The 14926-nt window shown below is 59.2% G+C and carries 14 protein-coding genes and 1 tRNA gene; 3 read left to right on the top strand and 12 right to left on the bottom strand.

Annotated features, from left to right (window positions below; translation table 11 throughout):
* Nucleotides 1-326: 326 nt before the first annotated feature.
* The 6 genes from KGB07_RS21390 to KGB07_RS21365 form a co-directional block, all read right to left on the bottom strand.
* Nucleotides 327-1871, bottom strand: coding sequence for a Fic family protein (locus KGB07_RS21390; protein WP_046041529.1), 1545 nt, complete (start codon nucleotides 1869-1871; stop codon nucleotides 327-329).
* Nucleotides 1872-2201: 330 nt separating this feature from the next.
* Nucleotides 2202-2275: transfer RNA gene (locus KGB07_RS21385), tRNA-Gly, on the bottom strand.
* Between the two features lie 181 nt (nucleotides 2276-2456).
* Nucleotides 2457-3341 carry an alpha/beta fold hydrolase gene (locus KGB07_RS21380; RefSeq protein WP_046041531.1) on the bottom strand — a complete coding sequence of 295 codons (885 nt, stop codon included), beginning with the start codon at nucleotides 3339-3341 and terminating at the stop codon, nucleotides 2457-2459.
* A gap of 312 nt (nucleotides 3342-3653) precedes the next feature.
* Complete coding sequence (locus tag KGB07_RS21375) at nucleotides 3654-4346, bottom strand: pseudouridine synthase (RefSeq protein WP_223466483.1); 693 nt, start codon at nucleotides 4344-4346, stop codon at nucleotides 3654-3656.
* Nucleotides 4347-4380: 34 nt separating this feature from the next.
* Complete coding sequence (locus tag KGB07_RS21370) at nucleotides 4381-4599, bottom strand: cysteine-rich CWC family protein (protein ID WP_046041533.1); 219 nt, start codon at nucleotides 4597-4599, stop codon at nucleotides 4381-4383.
* The gene (locus KGB07_RS21365) at nucleotides 4586-6079 is read right to left on the bottom strand and encodes a sensor domain-containing diguanylate cyclase (protein ID WP_223466482.1); all 1494 of its coding nucleotides are present in this window, start codon (nucleotides 6077-6079) and stop codon (nucleotides 4586-4588) included. Before KGB07_RS21365 ends, KGB07_RS21370 begins: the two co-directional genes overlap by 14 nt.
* A 273-nt stretch (nucleotides 6080-6352) precedes the next feature.
* Here KGB07_RS21365 and KGB07_RS21360 point away from each other — a divergent pair, with 273 nt between their 5' ends.
* Nucleotides 6353-6607 (top strand): hypothetical protein, encoded by a 255-nt coding sequence (locus KGB07_RS21360; RefSeq protein WP_080925326.1) that lies wholly within the window; start codon nucleotides 6353-6355, stop codon nucleotides 6605-6607.
* A 167-nt stretch (nucleotides 6608-6774) separates the two neighbouring features.
* Nucleotides 6775-7203: a hypothetical protein gene (locus KGB07_RS21355; protein WP_223466480.1), complete on the top strand. Its 429-nt coding sequence runs from the start codon at nucleotides 6775-6777 to the stop codon at nucleotides 7201-7203.
* A gap of 129 nt (nucleotides 7204-7332) precedes the next feature.
* On the opposite strand, the gene KGB07_RS21350 is transcribed toward KGB07_RS21355, so the two are convergent.
* Nucleotides 7333-8445 carry an enoyl-CoA hydratase/isomerase family protein gene (locus KGB07_RS21350; RefSeq protein ID WP_223466479.1) on the bottom strand — a complete coding sequence of 371 codons (1113 nt, stop codon included), beginning with the start codon at nucleotides 8443-8445 and terminating at the stop codon, nucleotides 7333-7335.
* Nucleotides 8446-8577: 132 nt separating this feature from the next.
* On the opposite strand from KGB07_RS21350, the gene ung reads away from it, so the two are divergent.
* The gene (gene ung / locus KGB07_RS21345; RefSeq protein ID WP_223466478.1) at nucleotides 8578-9270 is read left to right on the top strand and encodes a uracil-DNA glycosylase; all 693 of its coding nucleotides are present in this window, start codon (nucleotides 8578-8580) and stop codon (nucleotides 9268-9270) included.
* A gap of 204 nt (nucleotides 9271-9474) precedes the next feature.
* Here the strand turns inward: ung and KGB07_RS21340 are convergent, their stop codons facing one another.
* Genes KGB07_RS21340 through KGB07_RS21320 form a run of 5 tightly spaced genes read right to left on the bottom strand, consistent with a single transcriptional unit; the run spans nucleotide 9475 to nucleotide 14847 of the window.
* The gene (locus KGB07_RS21340) at nucleotides 9475-10515 is read right to left on the bottom strand and encodes an AbrB family transcriptional regulator (protein WP_223466477.1); all 1041 of its coding nucleotides are present in this window, start codon (nucleotides 10513-10515) and stop codon (nucleotides 9475-9477) included.
* Nucleotides 10508-12022: a tripartite tricarboxylate transporter permease gene (locus tag KGB07_RS21335; protein WP_046041540.1), complete on the bottom strand. Its 1515-nt coding sequence runs from the start codon at nucleotides 12020-12022 to the stop codon at nucleotides 10508-10510. Before KGB07_RS21335 ends, KGB07_RS21340 begins: the two co-directional genes overlap by 8 nt.
* A 1-nt stretch (nucleotide 12023) precedes the next feature.
* Nucleotides 12024-12482: a tripartite tricarboxylate transporter TctB family protein gene (locus tag KGB07_RS21330; RefSeq protein WP_046041541.1), complete on the bottom strand. Its 459-nt coding sequence runs from the start codon at nucleotides 12480-12482 to the stop codon at nucleotides 12024-12026.
* Nucleotides 12483-12540: 58 nt separating this feature from the next.
* Complete coding sequence (locus KGB07_RS21325; RefSeq protein ID WP_046041542.1) at nucleotides 12541-13518, bottom strand: Bug family tripartite tricarboxylate transporter substrate binding protein; 978 nt, start codon at nucleotides 13516-13518, stop codon at nucleotides 12541-12543.
* A gap of 39 nt (nucleotides 13519-13557) precedes the next feature.
* On the bottom strand, nucleotides 13558-14847 hold the full coding sequence (locus KGB07_RS21320; protein WP_223466476.1) for an OprD family porin: 1290 nt from the start codon (nucleotides 14845-14847) through the stop codon (nucleotides 13558-13560).
* Between the last annotated feature and the right edge of the window lie 79 nt (nucleotides 14848-14926).

Raw genomic sequence — 14926 nt, 5'->3', positions numbered from 1 at the left:
CAGCAAGAAGTGGACGATGCCGATCCGGGACTGGAAAGCGGCCTTGAATCGCTTCAGTATCCAGTTCGAAGATCGTCTGTTAACGGTTTAATAAAAATCCCGTTTACACAAAATCTAGGACACCCTCGGCTCAACTGATAGTCCAAGAGCCCTGATCCGACCTTCATTGCGTTAAATGCCCCATTACACGGTCTCCGCGTAGATCTGATCGTACTGGGCGTGGCTGTCAACGAACGTAGCAATTGCATCCGGTGTTATTTATCAACTGACCAAGCATGTAGCTTCTTTTTTCGCAGGTTCAGCCAACACTTTTGCTCCGCTAGCAATCACTCTTCACCGACTTCTATTTCTCTATCCTCAAACGCCGAACGTACGGCATCTACAACGCGCTCCGCCATGCCTTCATCTTCAAGCTGCGGGTATCCTTTCTTCAGCTTTCCGGAAACCATCCAGCCGTTTTCCTTAATGGAGCGGATGATGCGATTGGCATCCTGATCCGGCATCTCAAGCACTTCTTTGAGTTGTTCCTGCGCTCGCTGAAAGATCACCAGTACTCTGGCCTCATCTGCCATCTCCGTACGAATCGTATGTTCGACAACGCGTGCGGTGTAGAGAACGTGCTCGGTCAGGTCTGGGTACCGCCAGGCAAAGCTTGCGTCTACGTATTCATCGAAGTTGAAATTGCTAAGCGTTCCGTCCTCGTAGGTCACAAGTTCGCCAAACCGATAGGCTGCCGCGTAACGGCGCATGAACGGTCGTGAGAATACTTCAAGCGTACGATCGTAGCCGGCCCTGAAATCGATAGAGCTGGTGATCGTGGCTGACACGGGCAGAATCACTCCGTCGGGCACTGCCTTGTCCCGGATCAAGGTGTCGTTGATCAGGAAACGATGAATCCGGCCGTTGCCGTCACGCATGGGATGGATGTACACGAAGCCGAATGCAAGCACCGCGGCACGTGCCACTGACTCGGCACCACGCGTTGCGACCTCGAACTCGTTGAGGCCTTCCAGTAGCGGGGTAAGTTCCTCAAAGTGCGGGGCAATGTAATGCACGATGTCTTCGCGCATTGTGGCTTGTCCCACGAAGACAGGGGAGCGTCGCAAGCCTAGTCCGATGGCATCGTGGCCCAGGATGCCGGCTTGCAGGGATCGAAGGGTGTCGTTGCTCAATGGGGCATCTATATGGCCGCAGTGCTGGGCAATGACATGCGCAAACCGCTGGATGCGATCGGCCTGGTCGGCTTCCTTTTCGATGAGAAAGCTCGCGCGCGATTCCTTGAACGTCAGCCAACTGGCCGTTCGCATCAGGATGTCGGAACCAAAGGCTTGATCCAACTCATCCAATGCCGCACGCAGATCGAATTGCAAGGCCTCCCGCACTGGCTCGGTACGACGAACCAAGGGGCAGAATTCGGGTGTCCCCGGCAGATTGTTATTGATTCGCCAGCGCCGCGTTCGCAACGACTCACGACGAGTCAGGTAATTTTGTGGTGAAAGTACATCAACATAGGCGCCATTGGTCACATCAGGCACCTCCAGACGTTCCCCTGTCAGCCATTCGTAGAGGAATCCTGTGCGACGGGCATACTGGCCAAAAGGCTCCCGTCGACACCAGTCCTCAACAGGCTGCGGGCCTATGGCCGCAAACAGGCGAGCAAAGAACTCGAGATGAATCTCTTCGTATTTGAGACCGAACTCGAAATGCCCTGCGAAATCGTCTGCAGGGCGGTAGCGTGGCGGATACCTGTTCTCCACGTTCCCGGCGCTTTCACGGCTGACACGTACGGTGCCAATCATCGACTGTACGCGCAGAGGCTGCGCCAATGCGATGTTGTAACGGTTCGCGAGGGTCTGGAAACCGACTTGCATTGACGAAATCCTTTACGGGGACAGGAAAAACGTTAACAGAACTTCAATATTGTGGCGAAACGATAATTTCGTAGGTGGAAAAATACTAATGCTGGATGAAATTTGATACTGAATTCGTATTTTTGGAGAAAAACGCTAATAGCTTTCAGAGTAGTCGCCACAGCCGCGAAAGAAAGAATGTACTCATCGATCACCGGAAAGTGACCGACCAAGCTATCCACAAATCCAACGCCATCAAATCCCGCCCACAAAAAACCGGCCATCAAGGCCGGTTTTTTCTGTCTCTGCATCCCCCGTCAAAACCACCCTGACGTGAGATCAAAATTCGATTGGAGCGGGTGAAGGGAATCGAACCCTCGTTATCAGCTTGGGAAGCTGGAGTAATGCCATTATACGACACCCGCTCAGAGCGGTGACTTTGTACCAGATACGGCCGCGGATTTGAAGTTTTTCTTTACGTGGAGCGGGTTTAACGCAGATGTGACAAAAAAGCCTGGAGCGCATGACGGTCGATCGCGGGCAAGCCTCGCGCCTGCAGAATACGTTTAACGCAGCAGGGCGGGGCTTGCTCGCGATGACGCTACTTCAGCTTGCCAATGCATGGTGTTCCTGGACGTTGTGGTAACGCGGTCGGCTTTCGAGTTGCGCTGGTTTCAGGAAGCCCATCAGTGCGTTGCGGCTGTCTCGGCAGGCTGCTTTGTGCTCCATGTCGAGAAAGTGGCCGGTGGCCTGAAGGGTGCTGAACGTGCTGTGTTGCACGTGGCCGGCGAACAACCGGGCGTCGTCGGCGGCGGTGTATTCGTCCCATTCGCCGTTGAGGAACAGCACCGGCACGTCGATTTTCTTCGCCGCGTGCAGGTAGCACTGGCGGTCGCTGTGCAGCACGTCGCTGATGTGGAAGTGCATCTGCCCGTACTCATGTTCGGCCAGGGAGCTGACGTGGCGATAGTTGAAGCGCTTGAACAACGACGGCAGGTGTTTGCCGATGGTGTCGTTCACCAGGTGCCCGACCCGGTCGCGGTCCAGGTTGCCCAGGTGTTCGACGCCGCGCTCGAGGTAGTCGAGCATGTGCGCGTTGATCACCGGGGAGAACGAGCTGATCACGGCTTTTTCGATGCGCCGTGGCCGTTGCGACAACGCCATCATGGTCGCCGCACCGCCCCAGGAAAACGACAGCACGTGTTCGGCGGCGAAGTGGTCGATCAGCTCAAGAAGGATCTGCCCTTCGATTTCCTTGGTGAGCATCTTTTCATGCAGGTTGTGGGCTTTTGACCGGCCCGCGTAGGGCTGGTCGTAGCAGACGACGTTGAACTGCGGATGGAGGTTTTTCACGGTTTGTGCAAACGACGCAGTCGTGGCCATCGAGCCGTTGACCAAGATAATGGTCTTCTCTGCGGCGTCTGCGCGATAGAACTCCGTGTAAACCCGATACTGACCCTGTATATCCAGCACAGCGATTTCTGGCCTCATGTCATAAGACTCCTGGCAAGCGGGTATGCGCGCAATAGAGATTGCACGAGCTTTGTGACAGGTAGGCATACGCCTGGAATTTGAGAGGCCCATGTCGATCCATTGCAGTCCGGTCGACGGGTATTGTTATTGGCGGGCAGTCTGCCGGATGAGGCCGGAACCCATGGGTTCCTACCGGCAAAAAGTTTCTTAGAAGTATGTGGTGACTCGTCGGTCACATTTCGGCCGACGTCCTGATTCAAGCAGGGGTCACGTCATCGCGCAAGTGCCATTGGTAAATTGTTCGACAACTTCTGCTGAGCGGTCGCTGGCTTAGATCGATCCGATCTCTTCAGTGCTCAGTAGGCGGTATTCGCCCGGTTTCAACGCGTCGTCGAGCTCCAGCGGCCCCATGCGTTCGCGATGCAGGCGCATCACCTTGTTGTTGAAGTGGCCGAACATGCGCTTGACCTGGTGATAGCGGCCTTCGACGATGCTCAGGCGTGCGCATTTTGGCCCGAGCAGCTCTAGCCCGGCCGGTTGCGTGGTGAGGTCTTCGAAGGCGAAGTACAGCCCTTGGCTGAAGGTGATCGCGTATTCGGGGCCGATGTCCTGCTCGGTTTCGACGTAATAGACCTTGGGCAGTTTGATCTGCGGTTGGGTCAGGCGCCGCGACCAGCTGCCGTCGTTGGTGATCAGCATCAGGCCGGTGGTATTGAAATCCAGGCGTCCGGCGATGTGCAATTCGTCCTTATCCGGTTCATGGATCAAATCGAGCACGGTCGGGTGCTGCGGATCCCGGGTGGCGCTGACGCAGCCGGCGGGCTTGTGCAGCATGAAGTGGCGCAGGGGTTTGCCGACTTGCAGCACCTCGTTGTCGACTTCGACGCGGCTGAATTCGCGGACTTCAGTGTGCGGGTCGCTGACGATTTTTCCGTCAACCCTGACGCGTTTTTCCACCAGCAACAGGCGCACCTGCTTGCGGTTGAAGCACGGCAGGTTGCTGAGGAAACGGTCGACACGCATGACTTAAGGATCGGTAAGGAAAGGGGCGCGCATCTTACTTGATCGACCCGGACGCTGCTTGCAACTGCGCCTCGACCTCGGCACAGCGCGGGCACAGGCATGAGGCGTCGCGCAGTTCCTCCGGCAGCGCCTGGAGCACGGCAGGGTCGATGCTGACGCCGTAGCACCAGCAGGCGCGGTCAGCGGTTCGCGGATCGGCCAGGGTGCAGTCGTTGGGGGCGCCGCAGGCGGGGCAGAGGTCAGGCTGGTTCATGAACGGAGTGAGACATTTCCACGCAGGTTCGGTTACGGCCACTTTGCTTGGCCCGGTACATCGCATGATCCGCCCGCGACAGCAGGCTGTGCAAGGTGTCATCGGGCTGCAGGGTGGTGAGGCCGATGCTCACCGTCAGTTGCAAGGCTTTGCCGTTGTAGGCATAGCGCTGTTGTTCCACGTGCTGACGAATTTTCTCGGCAATCATCAGACCGGTCTTACCGTCGGTGTCCTTGAGCAGCACGATGAACTCCTCACCGCCCCAGCGGCAGACGATGTCGGAGTGCGGCAGGCAACTTTCCAGATCCCGGGCGAAACCGATCAGTACCTGGTCGCCGGCCAGGTGGCCGTAGGTGTCGTTCAGTGCCTTGAAGTGGTCGAGGTCCAGCAGCAAGGCGGTCAGCGGCTTGGGCTCGCGCCGGGCTTCTTGCATGGCCTGTGCGGCCAGCAGGTCGAAGCCGCGACGGTTGGGCAGTTCGGTCAGGCTGTCGAGGATGGCCTGGGCCTGGATCTTGTCCTGATAGCGTTTGATCACCCGGTTGAGCAGGGCCAGCACGATCAAGGTGACCAGCAGGCAGATCAGCAGGTTGAGGTACAGCGACTGGCGGATTTCACCGAGGGCGCTGTCTTCGCGTTTGTCGACGAACAGGTACCAGTTCAGCTCCGGGATAAACCGCACGTTGAGGAAATGCCCCTGGCCCTGCACGGAGTATTCATAGCTGCCGCTGTGGGGTTTTGGCAGCCGGCTGAGCAGGTCTTTCATGCTGTCGAGTTCGCTGAGTTTCTGCCCGATGTGCGCACCCTGCGGACCCCCTTCGGCGCCGGTGAGCACCAGGCGTCCGAAGTTGTCGACGAAAAACACACTGCGTTGATAGCGCTGCTGGTACTTGTCGATCAGCTTGATCACTGCGTCGACGGTCAGGCCAACCCCGGCCGCGCCGATGAATCGGCTGTTGTAGTCGTAGACCTTGTAGTTGATGAAGAAGGTCAGGTTGTCTTTGTTGGCGAGGTCCGGGTCGACGTTGATCTCGTACGGATCCTTCATGTCCCGCACGCGAAAGTACCAGGCGTCGCGGGGTTCGGTGGTCTTGACCTGCTTGAGCACACCCTTGGCGTGGTAGTAGGTCAGGCTGGTGTTGGAGACGAAGAACGCGGTGTAGGCGCCGTAGTGGGTCATGACCTCGTTGAGGTAACGGGTCATCTGGTCGGAGTCTTTTTCACCGTTGACCACCCAGTCGCGCATGAAGGTGTCGCGGGCCATCATCGAGGAAATCAGGATCGGCCTGACGAGGTCTTTCTGGATTTCCGAGTAGACCGTGTCCGACGTCAGCGGCAGTTCGGTGTTGACGATGCTGTCGCGGATCGATGCCCGGGAGGCGAAGTAACTGAGAAAGGAGGTGGCGAGGAAACCTGCGCCCAGCAACGCGACCAGCGTGAGCACCAACGAACGTTGAGAGTACAGCGGCGAGCGAAGCGGCATGGCAGTTCCATTGGCAGTCATCCGATGGCATGCATTCTAAGGGTACAGCCGGGAAATAACTGCTCCATGTGCGCCGCGAATGGTCGTTCCTATGTTCCACGGAGGTTGCGCGTGGTCCTTGTGGGAGCGAGACGGCCTTTTGATGGTGCTCGTACGCTGTCCGCCGCTGATCAGAAGGCAGGTGCAACGTCGCACTTGGCAGGGGATTGCCAGTCAAAACAGGTATCAGTCGGTGTGTGCCGACTGCTGTCACAGGTCTTTACGGAGGCCGCCATGTTACGTCGATTGTTGTTTGGTGCAGTGCTCGGTCTCGGATTGTCTGGTTGCTACTACTACGACGGTCCTGCTGACCCCTACGGGGGATCTTATTACTACCCCGGCTACTACTCGCCCTATTACTACGGTTACTACGGTCCGCGTTATTACGGTGGTTATCGCTCCTATTACTACGGTGGGCACGGCTATCACGGTGGGGGGTATCACGGCGGTGGATATCATGGCGGTGGATATCGCGGTGGTCACCGTTAATCAGGGCATGAATGGATGAAAAACCTTTCATCGGCCAGATGTTTCTACTTGTTTCAAGGACGCACCAGATTCCGAATTCGGTGTCTGATATTTCGACAGTCACCGAACATTTGACTGTCGCCTGCCAGCGTCGCTGGTGTGGCTTGCCCGCGGTCCAGGAGGCCGCCATGCTCTGTCAAAAAAAGCTGCGCCGAATTCTTCTGCTTGCTGTGTTGGGATTGTCCCTTGGTGGGTGCGTGCCTTACTACGACGAAGGAGGCAGTTACTACAGTTCCGAGGTCTATACCTCGCCATCGCCAACCTATTACACCGGGGGGAGTTCCTACTATTCCAATGGTTACTACACGCCGCAGCCTCGGTATTACATGCCACCAGCGCGGTATTACCAGCCGACACCGCGTTATTACTCGCAGCCGCGGATGTATCAACCGTCCCCACGCTATTACCAGCCATATCGGGGCGACTACCGGATGCATCAGGACCATGGCTGGGACAGCCGTAACCGCGGGGGCTGGAACAATGACAATCGAGGCCACGACGGGCGCGGCTATCGCAACGGGCGTGGCGATCACAGCGGCCGGGGTAATCACCGCTAGTCATTAAACTGAATACAAAACCTGTGGGAGCGAGCCTGCTCGCGAAGGCGGTGTGTCAGACAGCAATAACGTCGACTGACACGCCCTCATCGCGAGCAGGCTCGCTCCCACATTTTTTATGCCCGGACTTCAGTATTCGGACAAATCCGCCAGCGGATGCCGACCTTCCCACGCCTTGTGAAAATGCGCCTCTACCACCGCGTCCGGCACGTTGTTGATGTCTGGCCAGTGCCAGTGCGGCTTCTGGTCCTTATCGATCAGGCGGGCACGTACGCCTTCGCTGAATTCCGGATGACGACAACAGTTGAGGCTCAGGGTGTATTCCATCTGGAAGACTTCGGCCAGCGACAGGTGTCGGGCACGGATGATCTGCTCCCACACCAGATGAGCGGTCAGCGGCGCGCCTTCGCTCAGGGTCCTGGCTGCGCGGCTCAGCAACAGATCGGTGTGATCGCGCAAGGCGCTGATGGCCTTCCAGGCGCAACGCACGTCGCTGACATCCAGCAGCTCGTCGATCTGCTGGCGGCGCGGCAGCCACTGGGCTTCGGGCATCTGTGCCACGGCTTCCTGCTGCAAGGCCTTGAGCAGGCTGTTGAGCTGCATCGGTGTCTGTTCCTGCCAGTTCAATTGCAACAGGCCTTCGATCAATTCCGGCTGCTGCTCATCGAGCAGGAAACGATCGGCCAGGTCCAGGTCGATGGCATCGCGGCCGTTCATGTGCGCCCCGGTCAGGCCCAGGAACAACCCGAGCTTGCCGGGCAGGCGCGACAGAAACCAACTGGCGCCAACGTCCGGGTACAGGCCGATGCTGATCTCGGGCATGGCCAGGCGGCTGCTCGGCGTGACGATGCGGGTGCTTGCCCCTTGCAATAGACCCATGCCGCCGCCGAGCACATAGCCGTGGCCCCAGCAGATCAGCGGTTTCGGGTAGGTATGAAGTTTGAAGTCCAGGCGATATTCCGCGGCAAAAAACTGCGCAGCCAGTGGCGGTACTTCGCCCGGAAGGACGCGACAGGCTTCCACCAGGCTGCGCACTTCGCCGCCGGCGCAAAAGGCCTTGGCGCCATTGCCGCGCAACAGGACGCAGACGATCTGCGGGTCCTTGGCCCAGGCCTCCATGCGGTCGCGCAGGGCGTTGATCATCGGCAGGGACAGGGCGTTCAGGGACTTTTCGGCATCCAGGCTGGCGATGCCGATGCGTGCGCCGTCGGTGCCGGTGAGTTCTTCGAAGTGCAGATTCATCGTGACCTCGATCGGGAATTTGAGGGTTAAGTATGATCGCTGTGTGGGAAAGTGCCGGATCTGCATCAGATCAATTGACAAGCGTGATGCGCTTTCCTAGGGTTCGCCCCATTGTTTTTGCCGGATGTAACCATGACTGCTGACGACCGTATCAAACTCGAACCGGGCTGGAAGGAGGCACTGCGTGCCGAGTTCGACCAGCCCTACATGGCAGAGTTGCGAAACTTCCTGCAACAGGAGCGGGCGGCCGGCAAGGAGATCTATCCGCCGGGGCCGATGATCTTCAATGCGCTGAATTCAACGCCGCTGGACAAGGTCAAGGTGGTGATCCTCGGTCAGGACCCTTATCACGGCCCGGGCCAGGCCCATGGCTTGTGCTTCTCGGTGCAACCGGGCGTGCCGGCGCCGCCGTCGCTGGTGAACATTTACAAAGAACTCAAGCGCGACCTGAACATCGACATCCCCAACCATGGCTACCTGCAGAGCTGGGCCGATCAGGGCGTGTTGATGCTCAACACCACCATGACCGTCGAACGCGCCAACGCCAATGCGCACAAGGACAAGGGCTGGCAGTTTTTCACTGATCGAGTCATTGAAGTTGTCAGCCAACAGCAATCGCACCTGGTGTTCATGCTGTGGGGCGCCCATGCCCAGAGTAAGCAGAAGCTGATCGATGCCACCAAGCATCTGGTGCTGACCTCGGTGCACCCGTCACCGCTGTCGGCCTATCGCGGCTTCCTCGGTTGCGGGCACTTCAGCCGCACCAACAAGTTTCTGGAGCAGAATGGCGAGACGCCGATCGAGTGGCGGTTGCCGCCCATTTAGGGGGGCAGAGGGCTTTTGTGGCGAGGGGGCTTGTCGGAATGCCGCACCACCCCGTTCGGCTGCGTAGCAGTCGTAAATACTGCTCGCGCGGTGATTCAGAAAAAACTCATTTACTGGATTTGGGGCCGCTTCGCAGCCCAACGGGGTGGTGCGGCATTCCGACAAGCCCCCTCGCCACAGTCATCACCGACCCTGAAAACAGTGTCAGGCCTCTTCCGGATTCCGATTCCAATACTTGAACAACGGCTCCGCCAGAAACAGCACAAACAACAAGCGCATCACCTGCATCGCCGTCACCAGCGGCACCGACAGTTGCAGGGTTTCCGCCGTCAGGCTCATCTCGGCAATACCGCCCGGCATCATGCCCAATGTCAGTGAACGCAGATCCAGATGGGTCAGCGCACTCAAACCCAATGCCGCCACCGTGGCGATCAACATGGTCAACACTGTGCCGATCAAGGTACGCCCCATGAACGATGGCGCACGCCGGAAAAACTGCCGGTTGAAGTGACAGCCCAGACCGCTACCGATCAACCATTGGCCAATCTGGCTACCGCCATTGGGCAAACCGATGTGCAGGTCCCAGCCGATGCTGACTGCCGCGCTGACCAGCAACGGCCCGAACAGCCAGGGGTTGGGTTGACGCAGGCGTTCCCAGATCCAGGCAGCCAAAGCGCCAGCGGGGAACAACACCGCCAGCCAGCGCCAATCGATGCTGCCGACGTGGGAAATCGGCGCACCGTCGCCCAACAAATACTTGAAGGCTGCCGGTACGCACAGCACGACCACCAACACCCGCAAACTCTGCCCCGCCGCCACACGGCTGAGCACCGCGCCATTGCGGGCGCCGAGGTTGACCATCTCCCCGGAACCGCCGGGCATGCTGGAAAAGAACGCCGTGGCGCGATCTTCACCGGTGCGGCGCATCAGCCACACGCCGACAACCGCCGACAGGCTGGTGACCAACGCACCGAAGAAGATCAGACCGAAATGACTGAGTACCTGCTCCATCACCACTGGAGTGAAATGCAGGCCGATACCGATACCGACGATCCACTGGCCGCACTTGCGACCGCCAGGGATTTCGGCCAATTGCCAGGGTGTCAGACAACGCACGAGGATGATCGCCAGCAACGAGCCGACCATCCACGGCAAAGGCCAGCCGACCTGGCTGGCGAGGAAACCGCCAAGCAGGCCGACCAGCGGGGTTCCCCACCAGAGTTTGAGGGGGGACCGATCAGACATCGGCGATAACGCGTTGCGCGGCCGAACGTTTGCGCCAGATGCGGATGAGCGGCATCAGCAGCATGATCGCCGTCAGCACCCAGCAACCGAAGGTGATCGGGCTCGACCAGAGGATTTCCAGCGCACCGTTGGAAATCGACAGGGCGCGGCGCAGGTTTTGTTCCATCAAGCCGCCGAGGATGAAGCCCAGCAATACCGGCGACAGCGGGAAGTCCAGCTTGCGCAGGATATAACCGAAGATGCCGATGCCGATCATCAGGAACAGGTCGAACGTTGTCGCGTGCACCGCGTAGACACCAATCCCGGTAATGATCGCGATCACCGGCACCAGCGCCCAGTTCGGCACGGCGAGGATGCGGGTAAAGATGCGGATCATCGGGATGTTGAGGATCACCAGCATCACGTTGGCGATGAACAACGAAGCGATCAGGCCCCAGACGATGTCCGGTTGCTGTTGGAACAGCAGCGGGCCCGGAGTGATGTTGTACAGCGACAGGGCGCCGATCATCACCGCCGTGGTGCCCGAACCTGGAACGCCGAGGGTCAGCATCGGCACCAGCGCACCGCAAGCTGCGCCACCGATGGCGGTTTCCGGCGCCGCGAGGCCGCGCATGTCACCCTGGCCGAATGTACCCTTTGCACCGGCGATGCGTTTTTCGGTCATGTAGGCCACGGCACTGGCCAGGGTCGCACCGGCACCCGGTAACACGCCCATGATGAAACCCAATACGCCGCAACGGATGTTCACCACGAACACCGACGCCGCTTCCTTGAAGTTGAACATCATGCGGCCCGTGGCTTTCACCGCTTCCTGGCCGTGGTGGGTTTTTTCCAGCAGCAGGAGGATTTCGCTGATGGAGAACAGGCCCAGCACCAGCACGACGAACTGGATGCCGTCAGTCAGGTGGATGTTGTCCCCGGTGAAGCGATACACACCGCTGTTGGCGTCGATGCCGACGGTCGACAGGAACAGACCGATCAGCGCCGCGATGAACGTCTTCAGTGGACGGTCACCGGCCATGCCGCCGAGGCAGACAATCGCAAACACCATCAGCACGAAATATTCCGCCGGGCCGAAGGCAATTGCCCATTTCGCCAGCAGCGGGGCGAACAGCACCATGCCGCAGGTCGCGATGAAGGCACCGATGAACGAGCTCCATGCCGACAGCGACAGTGCTACACCGGCCAGGCCTTTGCGGGCCATCGGGTAACCGTCGAGGGTGGTCATCACGGTGGACGCTTCGCCCGGGATGTTCAGCAGGATCGAGCTGATCCGGCCGCCGTATTCGCATCCCAGGTACACCGCCGCCAGCAGGATCAGTGCCGACTCCGGTGGCAGGCCGAGGGCGAATGCGATCGGGATCAACAGTGCCACGCCGTTTATCGGCCCCAGGCCCGGCAACAGGCCGACTACGGTGCCGATCAGGGTGCCGCAGAGTGCGGTCACCAGGTTGTACGGGCTCAGCGCGACGCCGAAACCCTGACCCAAATAGCCAAGAGTATCCATATCAGTTCTCCAGAACGTCGAGCACGCCAAGCGGCAGCGGCACGTCCATCAACTTGTCGAACAGCAGGTAGAGGCCGACGGCCATCAGGCTGATGATCACGATGCTTGGCACCCAGCGACCGCCATACAGGCGGGCCATGGGCACGCCGATCAGGATGCTGGCGACGATGAAACCCAGGGGTTCGAAGGTGCCGGCGAACACCAGCAACAGCACCACACAGATGCCGATCTTGGTCAGGGTTTCGCGATCCAGTGGCGGCTCGTCAGCGCTGTGCTTGATCGGTGCCGGACGGAACACCATGTACAACAGCGCCGAGCCCATCAGGCCGAGCATCAGCAATGGAAAGGCCCGAGGCCCCACCGGTTCGTAGGAAAAAGCCGCTTGGTACGGCCACGCCATCAGTGCCAGGCCGAGACAGACCAGCAACAGCACCGAAGCAAAAATGCGTTGTAAGAGCATGGGGAACTCCTGTGCTGCGGCTCCGCCAAACGGAGCCGCAGCCGCTAGACAGAGACGATCACTGGATCAGGCCGAACTCTTTGGCCAGCACTTTGTAGTCCGCAACCTGCTTCTTAACGTAGGTGTCCAGTTCCGGGCCGGTCATGGCGAACGGGAAGAGCTCGCGCTGATCGCGTAACTTGGCGAAGTCTTCGGAAGCCAGCAGTTTGTCGAAGGCCGCTTTCCACCAGGCATAGTCTTCGTCGCTGACTTTTGGCCCGAGGTAGAAGCCGCGCACTACCGGCCAGACGATGTCATAGCCTTGCTCGCGGGCTGTCGGAATGTCCTTCATTTCCGGCTCGTCCAGGCGCTTGTCGGCGAACACCGCCAGCAGGCGCATGTCGCCGCTCTGGATGTGCGGCATGGAGTCGGAAATGTCGGTGCTGCCGACCTGGATGTGGCCGCCGAGCAGGGCGGTGGCAATCTCGCCGCCACCTTCGAGGGCAACGTAACGCAGGTCACGGGGGTTGATCCCGGCAGCCTTCGCGATCAGCGCGGTTTGCATCCAGTCCTGGCTACCGACGGTGCCGCCGGAACCGATCACCACTTTGCTCGGATCTTTCTTCAGTGCCTGAACGAGGTCGTCGAGGGTCTTGTAGGGCGAATCGCTTTTCACCGCGATGGCGCCATAGCTGGTGCCAACGGCGGCCAGCCAGCGCACGTTGGTTTCATCGAACCGACCGAACTTGCCTTGGGCCAGGTTCAGCAAAGAACCACTGGACCAGGCCACCAGGGTGCCGGCATCGGCCGGACGCTGGGCGACTACCGCGTTGTACGCCACCGCGCCGACACCGCCGGGCATGTAGGTCACGCGCATCGGTTTGGTCAGCAGTTTTTCGTTGACCAGCGCGCTTTGCGCCAGTTTGCAGGTCAGGTCGAAACCACCGCCGGGCGAGGCCGGGGCGATGCATTCCGGGCGTTTGGGTTCGGCAAGCGCTTGGCCGGTGAACAGCAGGACGCTGGCGGCGAGGGCTAGTTTACGCATTGACAGGTTCATTCAAGTCTCCTTGGGAGTTGTTGTTATCGACGTACTGAATTACCAAAGGGCAACGCTGTAGCTCACCAGCAGACGCACTTCATCGGCATCGCGAGCGGAGTAGTTGGAACGGTAAGTGGCATTACGCAGGCGCACGGCGACATCCTTGAGCGCGCCGCTTTGTACAACATATTTAATCTCGGAGTTGCGTTCCCATTCTTTGCCTTCGTCACCGTTCTTGAGCTTGATGTTGTCACCGCTCACGTAACGGCTCATGAAGGTCAGGCCAGGGACGCCGAGGGTGACGAAGTCGAAGTCATAACGCGCTTGCCAGGAGCGTTCTTCGGCCCCGGCAAAGTCGTTGATCTGCACGAAGTTCACCAGGTACGGGTCGGCGCCATCCACATACGGAAACGCGCTGTCGCCGGACATGTGCTGGTAGCCCGCGCTGAGCTTGTGCCCGCTCAAGGCGTAACTCACCAGGCCGTTGAGGGATTTGTTGTCGATCTTGCCGCCACGGGCCTCGCCCTGGTCGTCACTGATGGCAAACCGCAGGTCGGTGCCAAAGGTGCCGGGGCCGAAGGGCTGTGAGGCGATCAACCCGAGAAAGTGCTGGTTGTAGACTTCACCGAGTTGCGCGAAGTGATAGCTGCCAGTGATCTTGTCGGTGAACTTGTAGTCCAGGCCGCCAAAGTCAAAGTGGTCACCCGCCACGGTGCCGGCGAAGCGGCTGTTCTTGTTGTTGAGGGCAATGTCCTCGAAGTCGGTGCTGTCGCGGTCCTTGGCTTTATCCAGACGCCCGCCGGTGAAGGTCAGGTTCTTGATCTCTTTGGAGGTCAGCATGCCGCCTTCAAAGGTCTGCGGCAGGATGCGCCCGTCGTTGGGCTTGAGGATCGGCAGTTCCGGAATCAGGGTGCCGATCTTCAGCTCGCTGGCGGAGATCTTCACTTTGCCGGTCAGGCCGAACTTGGAGTATTCGTCGACGGCTCGTCCATCGTCGGTCGGCAGCAGGCCGGTACCGGTACGGTCCGGGCTCGAGTCGAGCTTGACCCCCAACATGCCCAGCGCATCGACACCGAACCCCACGGTACCGTCGGTGTAGCCTGATTTCAGGTTGAGCATAAAGCCTTGGGCCCACTCGTCACGCTTGGACTGTTGGGCACTGGTACCGTCACGAAAATCGCGATTGAAGTACATGTTGCGGGTTTCGAAAGTGGCCGAGCTGTCTTCGAAGAATGCGGCCTGGCTTAACGGTGAAAAACCGGCAAGGGCGGCAGCGCTGGCAAGCGCAGTGTGGCTGAAACGGGAGAGGCGGGCAGGCGCGATAGCCTGGGTCTGCAGGGACTGCATGGATGACTTACTCCGTTTATTGTTCTTATTTGTCGAAAACGCTTCGAGGCGTTTTTCGTATCGCTGTGTGGCTGCAGCG

This window comes from Pseudomonas sp. GL-RE-26, assembly GCF_019956275.1.
In the GTDB taxonomy this organism is placed as follows: Bacteria; Pseudomonadota; Gammaproteobacteria; order Pseudomonadales; family Pseudomonadaceae; genus Aquipseudomonas; species Aquipseudomonas grandcourensis.
This window is presented reverse-complemented; position numbering and strand designations above follow the sequence as displayed.

What these genes read in the sequence shown, in the direction of transcription:
- KGB07_RS21390 (WP_046041529.1), bottom strand. Translation starts at nt 1,871, where the DNA reads ATGCAAGTCGGTTTCCAGACCCTCGCGAACCGTTACAACATCGCATTG.
- KGB07_RS21365 (WP_223466482.1), bottom strand. Translation starts at nt 6,079, where the DNA reads ATGCCGCTTCGCTCGCCGCTGTACTCTCAACGTTCGTTGGTGCTCACG.
- KGB07_RS21350 (WP_223466479.1), bottom strand. Translation starts at nt 8,445, where the DNA reads ATGAATCTGCACTTCGAAGAACTCACCGGCACCGACGGCGCACGCATC.
- KGB07_RS21355 (WP_223466480.1), top strand. Translation starts at nt 6,775, where the DNA reads ATGCTCTGTCAAAAAAAGCTGCGCCGAATTCTTCTGCTTGCTGTGTTG.
- KGB07_RS21380 (WP_046041531.1), bottom strand. Translation starts at nt 3,341, where the DNA reads ATGAGGCCAGAAATCGCTGTGCTGGATATACAGGGTCAGTATCGGGTT.
- KGB07_RS21325 (WP_046041542.1), bottom strand. Translation starts at nt 13,518, where the DNA reads ATGAACCTGTCAATGCGTAAACTAGCCCTCGCCGCCAGCGTCCTGCTG.
- KGB07_RS21370 (WP_046041533.1), bottom strand. Translation starts at nt 4,599, where the DNA reads ATGAACCAGCCTGACCTCTGCCCCGCCTGCGGCGCCCCCAACGACTGC.
- KGB07_RS21330 (WP_046041541.1), bottom strand. Translation starts at nt 12,482, where the DNA reads ATGCTCTTACAACGCATTTTTGCTTCGGTGCTGTTGCTGGTCTGTCTC.
- KGB07_RS21335 (WP_046041540.1), bottom strand. Translation starts at nt 12,022, where the DNA reads ATGGATACTCTTGGCTATTTGGGTCAGGGTTTCGGCGTCGCGCTGAGC.
- KGB07_RS21360 (WP_080925326.1), top strand. Translation starts at nt 6,353, where the DNA reads ATGTTACGTCGATTGTTGTTTGGTGCAGTGCTCGGTCTCGGATTGTCT.
- KGB07_RS21375 (WP_223466483.1), bottom strand. Translation starts at nt 4,346, where the DNA reads ATGCGTGTCGACCGTTTCCTCAGCAACCTGCCGTGCTTCAACCGCAAG.
- KGB07_RS21320 (WP_223466476.1), bottom strand. Translation starts at nt 14,847, where the DNA reads ATGCAGTCCCTGCAGACCCAGGCTATCGCGCCTGCCCGCCTCTCCCGT.
- KGB07_RS21340 (WP_223466477.1), bottom strand. Translation starts at nt 10,515, where the DNA reads ATGTCTGATCGGTCCCCCCTCAAACTCTGGTGGGGAACCCCGCTGGTC.
- ung (WP_223466478.1), top strand. Translation starts at nt 8,578, where the DNA reads ATGACTGCTGACGACCGTATCAAACTCGAACCGGGCTGGAAGGAGGCA.